Raw genomic sequence first — 15,956 nt, 5'->3', positions numbered from 1 at the left:
GTGAGTGCAACTTTCGCATGAAGCTACTCTGCTCGGAGCAAGTCGTGGAACGCGGCTCGAAGCCGCGGCTCCTCACGCGTGTAGAACCGCCCGTCGCAGGAGAGCTCAGGAGCCCGGAGCTTTGATTGATTCCCGTGTGCCAGGGTGCGCGCGAAGGAAGCCAGCGCTTGTAGGTTCGTATCCGCGTCATCGGGTGTGACGCATCCACCGAGCGCCTGCGCCTGCTGGAGCCAGACGTAGGACTGTGTCCTCAGCACGAGCCGCCGTTCCACGAAGGGGTCCGCGAGGTAGAGCTTGAGCAGGAGGAAGGGAGTCTCCCATTGGCCATCCCCGGCGGAACTCACCTCCTGAAACAGCCGGGCCCAGATGGCTCCTTCAGGTTTCTGGAGCGCAAGGGAAACAGCTCCGAACACGTAGAGGGTCGCCTTGGGAAAACGGGTGGCCCAGCGCGTGAGCGCAACCAGGGCGTCCTCGGTCAGGTGCTTCGGCTCAAGCACTGTCGCACCTAGCTGCGCATCCACCCGCTCGAAGGGAGAAAAGCGCTGGTCCAGGGGACTGGTGCGCCTCACGGCGTCAGCACACTGCTGCTGATAGGCATTCAGCTCGGCATCCTGACCGGTAAAGAGTGAGATGGATGCCGGAGTCGGAAGCCTCACTCTCAGGTGCATGGACAGAAAGCGCTCGAGCGCGTAGCCCGCCAGGAACCAGTGATCGCCGACGCTGTGCCACTCAATGGCTCCTACGGCTACGGGCTGGAAGAAGCCACTTCCAAAAGCGGGAGCAAGAACATCACCAAGGGTTCCATCGGTGACGAGCGGGACGGAAACCTCCAGGGAGAAACCCATGGAGCGACTCTAGCCCGGGCCTCCAAAGAAGCCACTCCACCACGGCTCACCATGCGGGCCGAAAACTCGAACAAACCGCCCGCGGAGATCTCCGTGCGCTTTGCGCAGTTGGGGGATGAGCTGCAAGAAAGCCTCGTGTGAAGCTCCGGGTGAGGTGATCTGCAAGTAGATCTCCGTCGTTCGATCCTGGCCGGCCTTCCTCACAAGGTGCCCGCCCAGTGCGTCCAGGGTGAATTCACCGTGGTGAACGGATACTTCGCGTCCACCGCCGTTCAGGAGAGTCACATCCGCTCCCTCTCCCCCTGGCCCTTGTACGTTCTTTCCGCCGCGTGCGGCCTCTGTGGCAACCCTGGGATGCAAGCCAGGATGTTCCTCCAGCAGGACGTCGCGGATCCTCTGCTGGAAGGCCGGCAGTGGCGCTTCAGGGACTGCCTCGCGCTCCCTCAGAGCCTGAGCAGACGCCTGGGGATTGCCTGCCTTGCCTTGCTCCGGAACGGCGACTCGCGTCGGGCGCGGCTGCGCTGGCCCGGTCCCCCGAGCAGCCGGAAGCTCCTCTGTCTCGGCAGGGCGAGACATTGGCTGTCGCGGTGCCGCAACCTCGCCCTCACGACCTCCACTCCCACGTAGAGGACGGAGTTCGGGCTCCAGGCCCACTCGCAGCACTCGCGAGAAGACCCCTTGCAGAACCCGGGTCCCCGCCAGTCCCACCAGCAAGACCTTCATCTCGCGCTGAACGGTCTCGGCCAGTTGCTTCCGCACCTCAAGCATCGTCCGGGCAACTCGAGGTGTGGTGGCAGGAGAGAAGAGGGTGGGAACAATCAGCGCACCACCTGCCCCACGGTAATAAGCGTAGATGTCAGCTCGTCTCGACGCGGGAACATTGGCTGTGATGGCCGCCAGAGCTCCATCCCGGTCCGGGTAGATGGACGCGTTCAGCGGTGCAGCGCCCGTCAGTCCGAGATCGACCTGGGACTCCGGAACGAGAACGGGCAGCGGCAACCCATCGCAGTAGAGCAGGTAGCCGCCCGCAGTGATGCCAAAGCCCACAGCGGTGACACGAAGGTCGACGAAGTCTCGATGCGTGCGTGGATCCGCTGTCGCTTGAGAGACGCGGGGCATCTCCACACCACGCCGACGAAGATCCTCCGCCTGCTGGGGCGTTGATGCCTCGAAATCGACATCGACGATGTCCTGCCCGGGTCTTGCTGCATCAGAGAAGCCCTGTGCAGTAGCAGAGCGGTCTTGCCGATACCGCTGAGACCCACCCAAGGAGCGCTGTGACGCGCATCCCGCGAGCAACAGCAGTAGCGCAACGCCGCCAAAGCGATAGAGCCGCATCGTGTCAGGATGCAGGCCTCGCGAGCGCGCTTGAAGAACCTGGGCGGTCGATGCCAACGAGCCCGCCAGCAGTGGTGGGGCGCCACTGCCAGCGGGTAGAACTCAGCGGTTGATGACGAAACCGCAGGCGGAGTCGAGCACTACCTTCGCTCCCGCGAGCGCCTTCAGCAGGCGATCGTAGTGGGTGCGCTCGGCATCCAACTGCTCCTCCAGAGCCTCGGCCTTCAAGCCCTGATGGCCCAGCGACAGTCGCATCCGATCCACCGCGGCGTCGCGCTCGGCTTCGATCGTCTTCTTCGCCTTCGCCGCCAGCTTGCCCAACTCCGCCTCGGCGGCCTTCTGGCCCACCGGCACCGCCACGTCCACGAAGGCGCCGACGTTCGGGAACGCCCGCGACACCTCGTCGCCCTTGAGCGCACGCCCCTCCGCCTCGAGCACCGGCAACAGGGTTGCGTCCGCCTTCGGCCCGCCCGCCGCCTCCGCCACCGCCACGTGCAACAACGTCCGCTCCAGGAACCGCGCGAGCTGACGGCTCGGCACACGAGCACCCGGTGAGGTGTCCTCGGGCTCGGGCAACTGCACGTGGAAGAGCAACTCCAACCCGCGTGCCTTCAGGGGCCCACGCTTCTCCAGGAAGCGGAACCCACTGCGCCCGTACGGTCCATCCCTCAGGAATCCGAACAGCGCCTCCACCAGCGAGTGCCCCGTGGCGAAGTACTCCAGCTCCTCCGCCTCCACCGCCGTGTCGCGCCAGAAGGTGCCCAGCACCGTCCGGTCCTCCATCACGTCCAGTCCTGGCAGGCCCTCGACATTCAGCGCGTGGCCGAAGTGGAAGGCGCACTGGAAGGCCTCCACCTCATCGTCCGTGTCCACCCGGATGCCCACCCGCTTCGCCAACTCGGTGACGGTCTCCTCCAACCGTTCGTCCAGGTCTCTCGCCACGCCCCAGATCCCGTCCTCCAGCGGCTGTTCCTCCTCCTCGTCCTCCTCCTCGATCCCCATGCGCGCCTGCGCACGCTTCACCAGCCGCTCCACCGCCGGCTTGTCGAAGGAGCGCAGATCCAACAGCGGATCATACGCGCGCTTCACCTGCGCCCGAGCCGCCTCCACCTTCGCCTTCAGCTCCGCCGCGTATGCCACGCGCGACTCGCGCGGCAGCAGCGCCAGGTCCGCCAGCCGGTCCTCCACCTCCTCCAGCACCGCGTCCAAGCCACCCACCGTCTCGCCGAACACGCCCACCGCGTCCGCCAGCAGCATCAGCACGTCCGACGCCAGCGTGCCCGCCGGATCGAAGACATGGATCTCCACCGGCTTCGTCTGCCCGATGCGATCCAGGCGCCCGATGCGCTGCTCCACCGTCGCGGGGCTCCACGGCAAGTCGTAGTGCACCAGGTGGTGCGCGAACTGGAAGTTGCGGCCCTCGCCGCCCACCTCCGTGCACAACAACACCAGCGGGCCCTCGGGATCGCGGAACCGCGCCACCTGCCTGTCCCGCTCCACCAGCGGCAAATCACCGTGGTAGCCGAGCGCCTCGATGCCCTCGCGCCCCAGCTCCGTCTGCAGCGCCTCCAGCGTGTCGCGGCTCTCGGTGAACACGAGCACCTTCGCCGACGTCTCCGAAGCCCAGATGCCGCGCAGAACACCCAGGAACGCCACCAGCTTCGCATCCCGCGAAGGCAGCTTCAGGTCCGCCTCCTTGAGCGCCGGGTTTGCCTTCACCGCCCCGGTGAACGCCGCCGCGCTGGACTCCAGCCGTCGCAGCAAGTTCGCCAGCGGAGCACCGCGCAGGCTCGAGCCCGCGAGCGCCGCCAACGCCGCATCCCGCGTCTTCAACTCCTCGGCCGACAGCTTCACCGGATGACGGTGCAGGCGCCGCGTGGAGAACCCGCCCACCACCGCGCGCCGGTTGCGCACCAGCCGATCCGACAAGCTGTACGTCTCCGCCAGGTGCTCCAGCAGCGCGTCCCGCTCCTTCAGCGCCTGCAGCTTCGCATCCTCGGGGAAACGCTTCGCCAGCGCCTTCACCGCCTTGGCCGGCTCATTGCCCTCCAGCAGCGCGCGCACCGCGCTGGACAGCTCCTCCTGCCGCGCCAACCGCTGCTCGAACCCCTTCACCGTGGGCGCCGTCGCCGCGTCGATCAGCGTGAGCAGCCCATGGTACTCCGCCGGATCCAACTGCATGGGCGTGGCAGTGAGCAGCAGCAGGCCCCAACTGTTGCCCGCCAGCGCCTCCGCCGCCTCGAAGGCCTTCTCGCCCTTCAGGTGGTGCGCCTCGTCGATGATGACCAGGTCCCAGAACGCGTCCTCCTCGGCCACCGCCTGCCGGTGCTCCTCGGTGCGCGAGAGCATCTCCAGGCTCGTCACCACCAGCGGGAAGCGCGCCCACGGAGACACATCCGGCTGCTCCTTCAAAGACTGCGCGTACCGGTCCGAGTCCATCAGCGTGAACAGCTGGTTGAACTTGTGGAACAGCTCCACCAGCCACTGCACCGTAAGGTGGCTGGGCGCCACCACGAGCACACGCCGCGCGAGCCCCGACAGCCGAAGCGCGCTGAACACCATGCCCGCCTCGATCGTCTTCCCCAGGCCCACCTCGTCCGCGAGCACGAAGCGCGGCCGCCGCGCCGACAACACGCGCTGCACCACGCCCACCTGGTGCGGCTTCACCATCACCCGGCTCGCCAGCAGCGCGCCCAGCGCGTCGCACCGCCGCTCGTCATCCAGCACCAGCGCCTGCTTGCGCAGCATGAACGCCTTGGCGTCCCCTACGCGGCCCTCTCGCAGCGTGGACAGCAGATCCGAGCGTGGCGGCAGCGCGCGCACCTCGGACTCCGGCATCTCGTCCTCTTCGCCCGTGTCCGTGTAGCGAATCACATAGCGGCGCAGGCCGCGCGCGCCGGGCTCCTCGCGCACCACCGTGGCTTGCCGCCCCTTGGTGGTGACGATGGGCTCACCGGCCGGCAGCGCATAGGACACCAGTGCGCCGCCCTTCGTGGACACGAGCACCGGCGCGTCCTCGCGAGCAGGGAAGAAGACGACCGCCTTGGCGCCTCCCTCCTCGAGCATGGCCAGATGACCCACGCCCCACTCGGGCTGGGGGAGATAGCGAACCTTGATACCTTCGACGAGTGGCATAAGGGCTCGCCTCTTAACGCCGCACTCGCTCGAAGGCCATTCCGCGGCACTCCGCTCCGTCGCTCGGGTGGCTCACGTGCATCGCTCGACCAAGCCAACCTGTTGAGTCACTCCGCGCTCCCCGCGAGAACGCTCACACGGCGCAGTCACTGCGCGCTCCGCGAACCTCACCCCCATTCATCTCCACGCCTTTGCTCCCTTCCGCGCGCGCCCTCAATACCTCCTCGGGTGCATCCACCCACCAGGGCTTTCCGTGAGATCCTTTTTTTGAGAGTGAGAATCATCTGGGGAAGTCAAGAAAAGCCGGGCGGAGTGCATTTCGAGTCGTGTCGACTGCGATCCCAAAACGTCCTGTTTTCTCAAGTTCCAGAGGGAAAAACGGCCGGTTTAGGACGAGTTACGTTCAACACATCCGGATATTTTTCTTCCTTGTTGAACTGTTCTGTTCGAAACGGATATTCTTTTTATGGCTCGAAACAATCTCTTCCCGGCAAAGCCGGAAATGACGAATCTCTAGTACTCTCTGATTAGCAGAGGCTACAGGGGACATAACAGAAAGCTGGAGTTGCCTCTGACTCCAGTGATTCGCAGGAGGGGCCACCATGCGTGAGACAACAGCACCACTGGCAACGACGCTCGAGACCACTCACCAGGTCAGGTCGCCAGGCGTACGATTCCTGCTCGTTGCGCTCACAAGCCTCGTGGTCGCGTGCGGCCCCCAGCCTCAGGACGAGGCCCCCTCCGAGGAAGGCCTGAGCACCCAGGCCCAGGCGGTGCAGAATCAGAATGATGACCAGGATGATGACGGGGACGATGGCGAGCGCCGCCCGGCCACCCCTCCCATCGGCCTGGCGCTCGCGGTGGAGAACGGCCAGGGCACCCCGCTGACCCTGCGCGCCAATCAGCCCTACTACGTGAACATCATCGATCTGCGCGCCAGCATGACCGCCACGAAGGACGAGGGCGTCAACGGCCTGGATCGCACGGGTGACTTCAGCGGCCTGGGCTGGGGCGGCCTGAAGATGGCCGAGCAGGCCTTCGAGATGCTGGCCGGGCCGGAGGGCTACAAGCGCCGCCGCTTCTACCGGGACGCCGCATGGATGAACCTGCCCAGCTACTTCATGGTGGAGCAGGTGGACAAGAACGGCATCTTGACGGCCCTGCCCATCATCCTGAACGCCGGCACCAACGACAGGACGCGGGACGATGACGACTTCTTCGTCCGCCGCTTCCGCGCCATCCAGTGGACGTACGACTGTACCTCGCTGACCAACTGCGCGGGGGCCAACGACTTCCAGGAGGAGGCGCTGGTGGAGCTGCGCAACGCGCGCACCCCCTGCAAGTCGAAGGTCTTCACCCTCAACTCGCGCACCAAGGCGCTGCGCGTGCGCTGGTCCCTGCGCCCGGTGGCCCCCTACACCATCCCCGTGCAGCAGGACGCCCACCCGGCCTACGACTACGGCTTCAACATCGACGTCAAGGCGCTGACCCCACCCCGCGCGGATGGCACCTATGCTCCGGGTGCGGCCATCCAGTTCCAGCTCACCCTGAAGGATGGCGCCGGGCGCCGTCTCCACCCCCAGGGCTCGCTTCCCACGTATAATCAGGTCATCGATGGTGCCGTGGAGTCGGGCATCCAGTACTACAATGCCTTCTTCGATCCGACGACGACCTATTACCGGCGCAAGCACCGCGAGCGCATGCTGATGACGCAGATCATCGGGCCGGCCCAGCTCATCCAGCCCATCCGGTCCATCGTTGAAATGGCAGACTTCCTGGCGCCCAACGACGTGCAGACGCTGGGCACCTTCGAGCGCGATGGCGTCTTCTCCCAGTTCCAGACCTTCCCCCCGGGCAACGACTTGTTCGGCGGCGCGTTCGATCCGGCCCACCTGGGCTGGGCCGCTCCGGTGAGCGACAAGTGGACCTACCAGCTGCCCGCCAACGCCGTGCCGGGCACGTACCTGGTCACCGTGAAGGGCCGCCGCGTGTACATGGGCGAGGACCTGCCGGCCAGCACCACCATTGAAATCCAGGTGGGCACCAAGACGCGCACCACGGCGCCGTTGACCACGGGCCCGTGCAACAGCTGCCACAGCCAGGGCGGCGAGCTGGCCAACGTGCTGCACGGCAACGACAACCGCGCCGCGTGCGCCGGCTGCCACGCCCCCCTGGGCTTCGAACTCGAGGGCCCCATCTTCGTGCGCGTGCACTTCATCCACTCGCGCTCGGACCGCGTGGACGCGGACCTGGCCCAGTGCTCCAAGTGCCACCTGAACAATGCCAGCATCCAGCGCACCAGCAAGGCTGCATGTTTCTCCTGCCACAAGACCTGGACCAAGCAGCATGAGGACAAGTTCGGCCCGATTCAGCACATGTACGTGGGCGGTGGACGGGAGTCCTTCCAGCAGTGCACCAGTACCTGCCACACTACACACCCGAAGAGCGGCCTCTAGCCGCCCTACCCCTTCAGGAGGACCTCCATGGCGCAAGTGAAGATGCAGACGGCTCGAACCTCGGAGAAGGAGCCCGTCGCGGCCGCGGAGGATCTCTTGAAGCAACTGGGCGGCTTCCAGCCCAAGCTGGTGACGCTGTTCGCTTCACGTGACCGCGACCAGAGCGCGCTCAACCGCGCGGTGCGCGAGCGCCTGCCCAAGGGCTGCCGCCTCATGGGCGCCACCACCGCGGGCGAGCTGGACAACAGCGGCATCTACTCCGGCACCGTGGTGCTTGGCGCGCTCGCAGGCGACTTCGACGTGGGCCTGGGCCTGGGTGGAGGCCTCTCCACGGACGCCGTGTCCGCGGGCGCCGCCGCCATCCGCAAGGCCTGCGAGGAGCTCGGCGTGCGGCAGGCGGATCTGGATCCGCGCAAGTACGTGGGCCTCGTGATTGACGACGGCTTCCGCTACAAGAAGGAAGAGCTGCTGCTGGGCATCCTCGAGAAGAACCAGACGCTGGTGCTCGTGGGCGGCGGCGCCAGTGACGACAAACAGCAGTCCGCGCAGCTCCACGTGGACGGCGAGGTCGCCACCGACGGCGTCATCGTCGCGCTCTTCCGCACCAACGCCCCCTTCGCCGCGCTCCGTTCGCACTGGTATCTGCCCACCGGCGAGCGCATGACGATCACCAAGGTCGACGAGACGCACACGCGCGCGCTGGAGATCGACGGCAAGCCAGCGGCCCTGCGCTACGCAGACCTGCTCGGGTGCCAGCCGGCGGAGCTGGAGTTCGGCACCCCCAAGGGCTTCGCTGTCCGCCCGACCGCACTCCGAGTGGGACGCGAGTACTTCATCCGCGCCCCCTGGAAACCCATCCTCGAGGACAACTCCATCCTCTTCGCCAACCTCCTGGAGGAGGGCTCCGAGCTGGAGCTGATGAAGCTGGGCGACATGGCCGGGATGACCAAGAGTTTCTTCACGGAGGAGCTGCCCAGGCGGGTGCACAACCCCCAGGCAGCCCTCCTGTTTCATTGCGGTGGCAGAATGTGGTACGCGAGCGCTACAGGTAAGATACCGGAGCTAGCCCAGACCTTGCGCTCCGCGCCCACGGCGGCTGGAATGAATGTGCACTTCGAGATCTACTCGGGGTTCCACATCAACACCACGCTGACCGTGCTGGCGTTCGGATCCAACTGATGAGCCTCTCCCCCACCGCGCAAACCGAAAGCCCTACCTACCGCATCCTCCTCCTCACCAGCGAGCGTGAGACCGAACAGGTCCAGGCCGCGCTGCGAAAGGTGGCGCCCCAGGCCCAGGTGGAGCGTGCCGCCAGCGCGGAGGCGCTGGGCACGGCCCTGGGCAAGCCGTGGACGCTGGCGGTGATCGGCACCGAGTCTCCCGCGGTGCCGCTCTCGCAGGTGCAGACGGTGTGGAAGGAGAAGGCGAGCACCACGCCCTTCGTGGTGCTGTCGCTGAAGTGGAGCGACGACACGCTGGCGGCCGCCACGCAGGCCGGCGCGTGCGACTACCTCACCGAGGAGCAGTTGGGGCGATTGGGATTGGTGCTCGCGCGCGAGCAGCGCATCCGCTCCAGCCAGCAGCGCCACGAGTCCTCCCAGGCCGAGCTGAAGCAGACCAACTGGCTGCTCAACACCATCATCGACAGCCTGCCCTTCATCCTCTTCGTGAAGGATGCCAAGGAGCTGCGGCTCAAGGTGGCCAACAAGACGTTCGCCGACTCCTTCAAGGTCACCAAGGAGTGGCTCGTCGGCAAGCTGGACCACGACTACTTCCCGCAGGTCCAGGCCGATGCCTTCGTGAAGGATGATCGCGAAGTCATCTCCACCAAGCGCATCAAGGTGTTCGACGAAGTGGCGCGCGTCGTGGATCAGGACCGCATGTTCGGCACGCGCAAGGTGCCGCTCGTGGATGAGAACGGCGAAGTCCTCTACGTGATGGGCGTCACCGAGGACATCACCGAGCGCAAGCAGGGCGAGGAGGTGCTGCGCGCGTCCAAGGTGGAGCTGGAGTCGGCCAACAAGAAGCTGGCCGAGAGCCTCGAGGAGCTCAAGCGTTCGCGGTCCGTGTCCGCGCGCTCGCTGGCCAGCTACCAGCAGCGCGCCCTGCAGATGGAGATCATCCGTCAGCAGAACGAGGACCTGGACCGGCTGGCCACGGACCTGGCCATCTCCAAGCGCAACGAGGAGGAGCGCGCCCGCGAGGCCGAGGCCGCCGCCCGCCTCAAGAGCGAGTTCCTGGCCAACTTCAGCCACGAGATTCGCACCCCGCTCAACGGCATCATCGGCTACTGCGATCTGCTCATGCGCGAGGAAGGCAGCCGCCTCACCGCGCACGGCCGCCGCGACTTGAACGTCGTCAAGACGAACGCCAAGACGCTGCTGGCGCTCATCAACGACATCCTCGACTTGTCGAAGATCGAAGCGGGCCGCGTGGAAGTCGTCGTCGAGCGCGTGGACGTGCAGGAGCTGGCCGAGGAGTGCCTGGCCACGGTGCGCGAGTACCTGAAGGGCAAGGACGTCGCGCTGACGATGAACATCGAGGAGCGCGCGCGCTACCTGCAGACGGACGCGCTGAAGCTGCGGCAGGTGATGTTGAACCTGCTGAGCAACGCGGCCAAGTTCACCGAGTCCGGCGAGGTGGCGCTGGGGGCAAGGGCCGAGGGCAACGAGCTGGTCATGACGGTGGAAGACACTGGCGTGGGCATCCCGTCCGATCAGGTCGACTACATCTTCGAGAAGTTCCGCCAGGTGGACGGCTCCACCACGCGCAAGGTGGGCGGCACGGGCCTGGGCCTGGCCATCGTCCGCGAGCTGAGCAAGGTGCTGGGCGGCAACGTCAACGTCACCAGCGTGCTGGGCCGCGGCTCCACCTTCACGGTGCGGCTGGCCGGCGTGCTCGAGAGCGCTGGGCCCATGGCCACTCCGCCCTCCGCAGTCGTGACCACCGAGCAACCAGTGGCGGTGGAGGAGGTGGCCGCGAAGCTGGCGCCGCTCGCCGCTGGCAGCACGGTGCTCGTGGTGGATGACGATCCGCTCATGCAGCAGCTCGTGCAGGGCCAGCTGGAGCCCGCGGGCTTCAAGGTCATCCCCGCCGGAGACGGCGTGAACGCGCTGCGGCTGGCGCGCGAGTCGAAGCCCCAGGCCATCATCCTGGACATCCACCTGCCCCGGCTGGACGGCTGGTCCGTGCTCAGTCAGCTCAAGAGCGAGCCGACGCTGGCCAGCATCCCCGTCATCCTCGTGTCCGTGGAGGAGCAGCGTGCGCGCGGCTACTCGCTGGGCGCGTGCGAGTACCTCGTCAAGCCCGTGGAGCCGGACCGCCTGGTGGAAGTGGTCACCCGCACGCTCGGCAACGCGGCCCTGGCCAGCGGCGAGGTGCTGGTGGTGGACGACGACTCCAGCACGCGCGAGCTCGTCAGCCGCAGCCTGCGCCGCGCCGGCTTCTCCACCTCCGAGGCCCACAGCGGTGAGGATGCGCTCCTCAAGGCGCGCGTCTCCCCGCCGGTGCTCGTGGTGTTGGACCTCATGATGCCCAACCTCGACGGCTTCGAGGTGCTGCGGCGGCTGCGCTCGGAGAACCTGCACATGCCGGTGGTGGTGCTCACCGGCAAGGAGCTGGGCCCCCACGAGCAGTCCACGCTGCGTGACGGGCTCATCGCCTTCGTGCGCAAGGGTGGCCACGCCATCGACGAGGTGATTGGCCAGGCCAAGACGCTGCTGTTGCAGAAGCGCGCCGCCATCAACGGGCGTCCGCCGCGCATCCTCTACGTGGAGGACAACCCGCAGAACCGCGACATCGTCCGCCGCTACCTCGGCAACAACTACGAGCTGCTCGAGGCCGAGGACGGTGAGCACGGGTTGGAGCGCGCCCAGCGTGACACGCCGGACCTGGTCCTCATGGACCTGTCCCTGCCCCGCGTGGACGGCTGGGAGGCCACCCGCCGCATCCGCGCCCTGCCGGCCGCCATCTCCAAGGTCCCCGTCATCGCCGTCACCGCGCACGCGGGCCGCGAGTACCAGGACAAGGCCCTGGCCGCTGGCTGCACCGCGTACCTCACCAAGCCCCTGGATCGCGACCAGCTGCTGGATACGATCCGCAAGCACCTGGGGAAGAGCCATGCCTGAGGGGAAGCTGCGCGTGCTCGTGGTGGATGACGACCCGGATCTGCTGGATCTGGTGGCGCGCTCTTTGAAGAACCACGGCATCGAGGTGGAGACGCACCTGTCGGCCCTGGGTGTGGCCAACCGCATCCGGGAGTCCACGCCGGACGTCGTCCTCATCGACGTGAACTTCCCCTCCCTCAAGGGAGACAAGGTGGTGTCGCTGGCCCGCTCCCAGGCTCCGGCCAACACCCGGTTCGTCCTCTATTCGGCCTCGGATGAGGCCCAGCTTCGCTCCCTGGCCAGAACCTCGGGAGCGGACGGATACCTCTCCAAGAGCGTCCAGGGCGCGGAGCTTGCCCGGAAGATCGAGTCCTTCTGTGACAAGCCCCGCGCGGCACCTGTGCCGCTCGTCTGAATTCGCTGCTGTTTCGCTGACTCGGCTGTCTGTCTTGTCTTGAATTTGCCCGTGCACCTGGAGGGCTCAGGCCTTGCGTACCCCAGACTACAGTGAGGCTGAAAAGTTACGCCGCCAACTGGAGTCTCCCATGTTCAACCCGCTGCTGAAGAAGTGGGTGGGCAAGGGAGAGCTCGACTACGAGGTCTACCTGAAGACGGGGACGCTGCTGCACCTGCAGACGCCGTCGGAGGAGCTCGTCCACCATGACGAGCTGCTGTTCCAGGTGACGCACCAGGCGCAGGAGCTGTGGCTCAAGCTCATCTCCCAGGAGGCCGTGGAGGTGGTCGCCGAGATGGACGGCGACCTGCTGTGGCCCTCCACCGGCCGGCTGGAGCGGATGCTGCGCGCCATGCGCTGCCTGGTGGCGGAGATGAACATCCTGGAGACGATGACGCCGGACACGTATCAAATCATCCGGCGGAGCCTGGGCAACGGCAGCGGGCAGGAGTCTCCGGGGTACAACGCCATGCGCCTGTCGGCGGACGCCATGGAGGCGGCGCTGGAGCGGGTGCTGCGCCGGCGCAACCTGCGGCTGGTGGATGTCTATAAAGTCGGCTCGTTCGGCGCGGAGGACTTGAAGCGCATCTGCGAGCAGTTCGTGGACCTGGACGAGCTGTTCCAGACGTGGCTGTACACGCACTACCAGATGGTGCGCCGCATCATCGGCGTGGACCGCTCCATCAAGGCACTGGACGGACTGCCGACGCAGGTGCTGGCGGGCCGGATGACGCTGCCGCTCTTCCGCAAGCTGTGGGAAGTGCGCGTGGAGATGACGAACGCGTGGCGCCGCGATGGCGGCTACGCGCCCGGAACGCAGCGAGCCTCGGGGACGTATCCGGCGGTGTCTCCTCAGGCTCCGGCCAGCTCGGGACTGATTGCCGAGGCGGTGAGTGCCCATGCCTCGAGTGCCGCGCCCAACCCCACGCCTGTGGTGGCATTCGACGAGGAGCCCTCGCCCCTTGCGGCCTCGGCCCAGGCCCTGGCCGCAGCCGCGGCCTCCGTGGAGATGGCTTCCCCGGACAGCGCTCCTCCCGCGGCGCGCCATCCTCCCGGAATGCACGCTCATCCTCCGGTGAACTCCCATCCTCCGGCGAGTGCGCATCCTCCAGTCAGCGCTCACCCTCCAACGAGTGCTCACCCTCCAGCGAATGCCCATCCTCCGGTGAATGCGGCTCCGGCCCCGAGCGTGGCGCCTCCGGCGGCCCCCGTGGAGGATCCATGGTCCAAGCCCGAGCCGCCTCGCCGCGGACACATCGCCAGCACCCCCACGCCCGCTCCGATTCCGGCCCCCACCGCGGAGCCGAACGATCCGTGGTCCAAGCCTGAACCGCCCACCTCTCGCCGCGCGGCTCAGCTCCAGGAAGACGCCTCCGCGGCCTCCGCTGGCGCCCAGTGGAACCGCCCTCCGAAGGACCAGGGACCGTACTGACATGGACACCACGCTCTCGGCGGTACGGGCGGAGTTCCCCATCCTGGAGAAGTGCACCTACCTCAACAGCAACTCCACGGGCGCGTTCCCGCGCGGCATGGAGGCGGTGTTCCAACGCTACTCGCAGACGCTGCTGAACTGGCGGGACGAGGCGTGGGAGGGCTGGTGGGCGGACTGGCTCGGGTACATGGACGCGGTGGCGCGCTTCATCAACGGGGCTCCGGGCTCGGTGGTGACGGATACCAACCTCACGACGCTGCTGGGGCGCCTGGCCACGTGCTTCGACTACCAGAGCCCTCGCAACCGCGTGGTGACGACGGATCTGGAGTTCCCCACCGTGCCCTTCCTGTGGAAGGGCTTCGGACGCTACGGGGCGGAGGCGGTGGTGGTGCCCTCCGAGAACGGGCGCATGGATGAGGAGCGGCTGTGCGCCGCCATCGACGAGCGCACGCTGCTGGTGAGCCTGGCGCATGCCAGCTTCGCGACGGGGGCGCTGGTGGACCTGGCGCCCGTGCTGAAGCGCGCGCGCGAGGTGGGGGCCCTGGTCATCGTCGATGCGTACCAGTCCGTGGGAGCTGTGCCCATCGACGTGGAGGCGCTGGGCGTGGACTTCCTGCTCGGGGGCGCGCACAAGTGGATGTGCGGCTCCACGGAGAGCGCCTTCCTGTACGTGCGCCCGGCCCTGTTGTCCTCGCTGCGGCCGGCGGCCACGGGGTGGATCGCCGGGGAGAACCCGCTGAACTTCGAGCCGGCGCGAGACTGGGCCAACACGGCCCGGCGGCTGGCGAGCGGGACTCCCGCGGTGCTGCCCTCGCAGCTGTCGCGGGTGGGGTTGGAATTGCTGGCGCAGGTGGGGATGCCCACCATCCGTGCGCACTCGCTGCGGTGCACGGCGCGGGTGATGGAGCGCGCGGAGGAGGCGGGCCTCACGGTGGTGACGCCACGGCAGGACTCCCGGCGCGCTGGCGTTGTGGCCCTGCGTTTCCAGGGAGATGCGGAGGTGGCGCGACGGATGGTGGCTCGGGGCTTCATCTGCAGCTACCGGGGCGCGCTGCGCGTGGCGCCGCACTTCTACAACACGCTCGAGGAAGTCGACCGCTTCATGGACGCCCTGGTGGCCGAGGCCCGGAGGGAGAAGGCATGAGCAGCGTGGAGTTCACGCCTCGCGCGCTGCTGCACCTGCTCTTCAATGGGGCGCGGGCGATCGACGTGGTGGAGACGGCGCACAAGTTGGGGATGCTGGAGGCGCTGGAGGCCGGCCCGGTGACGCTGGGCGAGCTGAGCCAGAAGTACGGCATGGTGCCGGGGCGGCTCTACAAGTTCCTGGACTGCCTGGAGAGCCTGGGGCTGGTGAAGCGCGAGCAGAAGACGGATGCGCTCATCGAGGCCCGCTACACGGCGGTGCCGGGCCTGCGCGCGGCGGCTGACAAGGTGGTGGGGCCGGCCTCGCTGGAGCGGGACCGGGAGAAGTACGGCTGGCGCGAGCTGCATGGCCACCTGCCGGAGGTGCTGCGCGGGGAGCGGAGCATGCCCCGGGAGTCCTTCGACTGGCCGCCGCAGACGCCCGAGCAGGTGGCGGGCTTCGAGGCCAGCATGGCCGCGGGGTTGGGCCCCATCCTCGAGGTGTTCCGCACGCACGGCAGCAGGCTGTGGAGCGCGGGACAGCGGCTGCTGGAGGTGGGCGGCGGGGATGGGACGCTGGCGGCGCACCTGCTGGAGCAGCACCCAGGGCTGACGGTGGATGTGTACAACCTGCCGGCCACCGAGGCGCTGGTGGCTCGCACGCGGGACAAGCACCAGTTGGGCGCGCGGATGGGCTTCGTGGGCGGAGACTTCCTGAACGAGCCGCTGCCTCGCGGCTATGACGCCATCTCGTTCGTGCGCGTGCTGCACGACTGGCCGGCGGAGACGGCACGGGAGCTGATGAAGGCGGCGTACGCGGCGCTGCCCTCTGGAGGGCGGATCCTCATCTGCGAGGAGTTCCGGACGCCCGAGCGCCTGACCGCGCAGTTCTTCTGGTCCTACTTCCTGATGGGCGTGGACAGCTGTGTGAGCCGGCTGCGCGAGGTGGAGTACTACCTGGTGGCGCTGAAAGAGCTCGGCTTCCGAGCACCCGAGGTGCTGCCGGGCCCGTTCGAGCTCGTGGTCGCCACGAAGCCCTGAAGCAGCCCTACAGGCTGCGTTGCCGTC

The 15,956-nt window shown here is 67.3% G+C and carries 10 protein-coding genes; 7 read left to right on the top strand and 3 right to left on the bottom strand.

Features of this window, described 5'->3' with window-relative positions; all coding sequences use genetic code 11:
- Window positions 1–23: 23 nt before the first annotated feature.
- The 3 genes from KY501_RS15415 to KY501_RS15410 form a co-directional block, all read right to left on the bottom strand.
- The gene (locus KY501_RS15415; protein WP_224363743.1) at window positions 24–845 is read right to left on the bottom strand and encodes a hypothetical protein; all 822 of its coding nucleotides are present in this window, start codon (window positions 843–845) and stop codon (window positions 24–26) included.
- A 9-nt stretch (window positions 846–854) separates the two neighbouring features.
- Window positions 855–1,964 (bottom strand): hypothetical protein, encoded by a 1,110-nt coding sequence (locus KY501_RS54625; RefSeq protein WP_507236556.1) that lies wholly within the window; start codon window positions 1,962–1,964, stop codon window positions 855–857.
- Window positions 1,965–2,285: 321 nt separating this feature from the next.
- On the bottom strand, window positions 2,286–5,318 hold the full coding sequence (locus KY501_RS15410) for a helicase-related protein (RefSeq protein ID WP_224363741.1): 3,033 nt from the start codon (window positions 5,316–5,318) through the stop codon (window positions 2,286–2,288).
- Between the two features lie 602 nt (window positions 5,319–5,920).
- Here KY501_RS15410 and KY501_RS15405 point away from each other — a divergent pair.
- The 7 genes from KY501_RS15405 (at window position 5,921) to KY501_RS15375 (ending at window position 15,929) form a co-directional block, all read left to right on the top strand.
- A complete protein-coding gene (locus KY501_RS15405) occupies window positions 5,921–7,774 on the top strand; it encodes a cytochrome c3 family protein (protein ID WP_224363740.1) in 1,854 nt (617 codons plus the stop codon).
- A 27-nt stretch (window positions 7,775–7,801) separates the two neighbouring features.
- Window positions 7,802–8,953: an FIST signal transduction protein gene (locus KY501_RS15400; protein ID WP_224363738.1), complete on the top strand. Its 1,152-nt coding sequence runs from the start codon at window positions 7,802–7,804 to the stop codon at window positions 8,951–8,953.
- Window positions 8,953–11,901 carry a response regulator gene (locus KY501_RS15395; RefSeq protein ID WP_224363736.1) on the top strand — a complete coding sequence of 983 codons (2,949 nt, stop codon included), beginning with the start codon at window positions 8,953–8,955 and terminating at the stop codon, window positions 11,899–11,901. Before KY501_RS15400 ends, KY501_RS15395 begins: the two co-directional genes overlap by 1 nt.
- On the top strand, window positions 11,894–12,295 hold the full coding sequence (locus KY501_RS15390) for a response regulator (protein ID WP_224363734.1): 402 nt from the start codon (window positions 11,894–11,896) through the stop codon (window positions 12,293–12,295). Before KY501_RS15395 ends, KY501_RS15390 begins: the two co-directional genes overlap by 8 nt.
- Window positions 12,296–12,425: 130 nt before the next feature.
- Entirely contained in the window at window positions 12,426–13,766 is a 1,341-nt protein-coding gene (locus KY501_RS15385) for a tryptophan 2,3-dioxygenase family protein (protein ID WP_224363732.1), read from the top strand.
- A 1-nt stretch (window position 13,767) separates the two neighbouring features.
- Window positions 13,768–14,910, top strand: a complete 1,143-nt coding sequence (locus KY501_RS15380) for an aminotransferase class V-fold PLP-dependent enzyme (RefSeq protein ID WP_224363730.1) — start codon at window positions 13,768–13,770, stop codon at window positions 14,908–14,910.
- Window positions 14,907–15,929 (top strand): methyltransferase, encoded by a 1,023-nt coding sequence (locus tag KY501_RS15375; protein WP_224363728.1) that lies wholly within the window; start codon window positions 14,907–14,909, stop codon window positions 15,927–15,929. Before KY501_RS15380 ends, KY501_RS15375 begins: the two co-directional genes overlap by 4 nt.
- Window positions 15,930–15,956: the final 27 nt, after the last annotated feature.

It is taken from the genome of Hyalangium versicolor (genome assembly GCF_020103695.1).
Taxonomy (GTDB): domain Bacteria; phylum Myxococcota; class Myxococcia; order Myxococcales; family Myxococcaceae; genus Hyalangium; species Hyalangium versicolor.
This window is presented reverse-complemented; position numbering and strand designations above follow the sequence as displayed.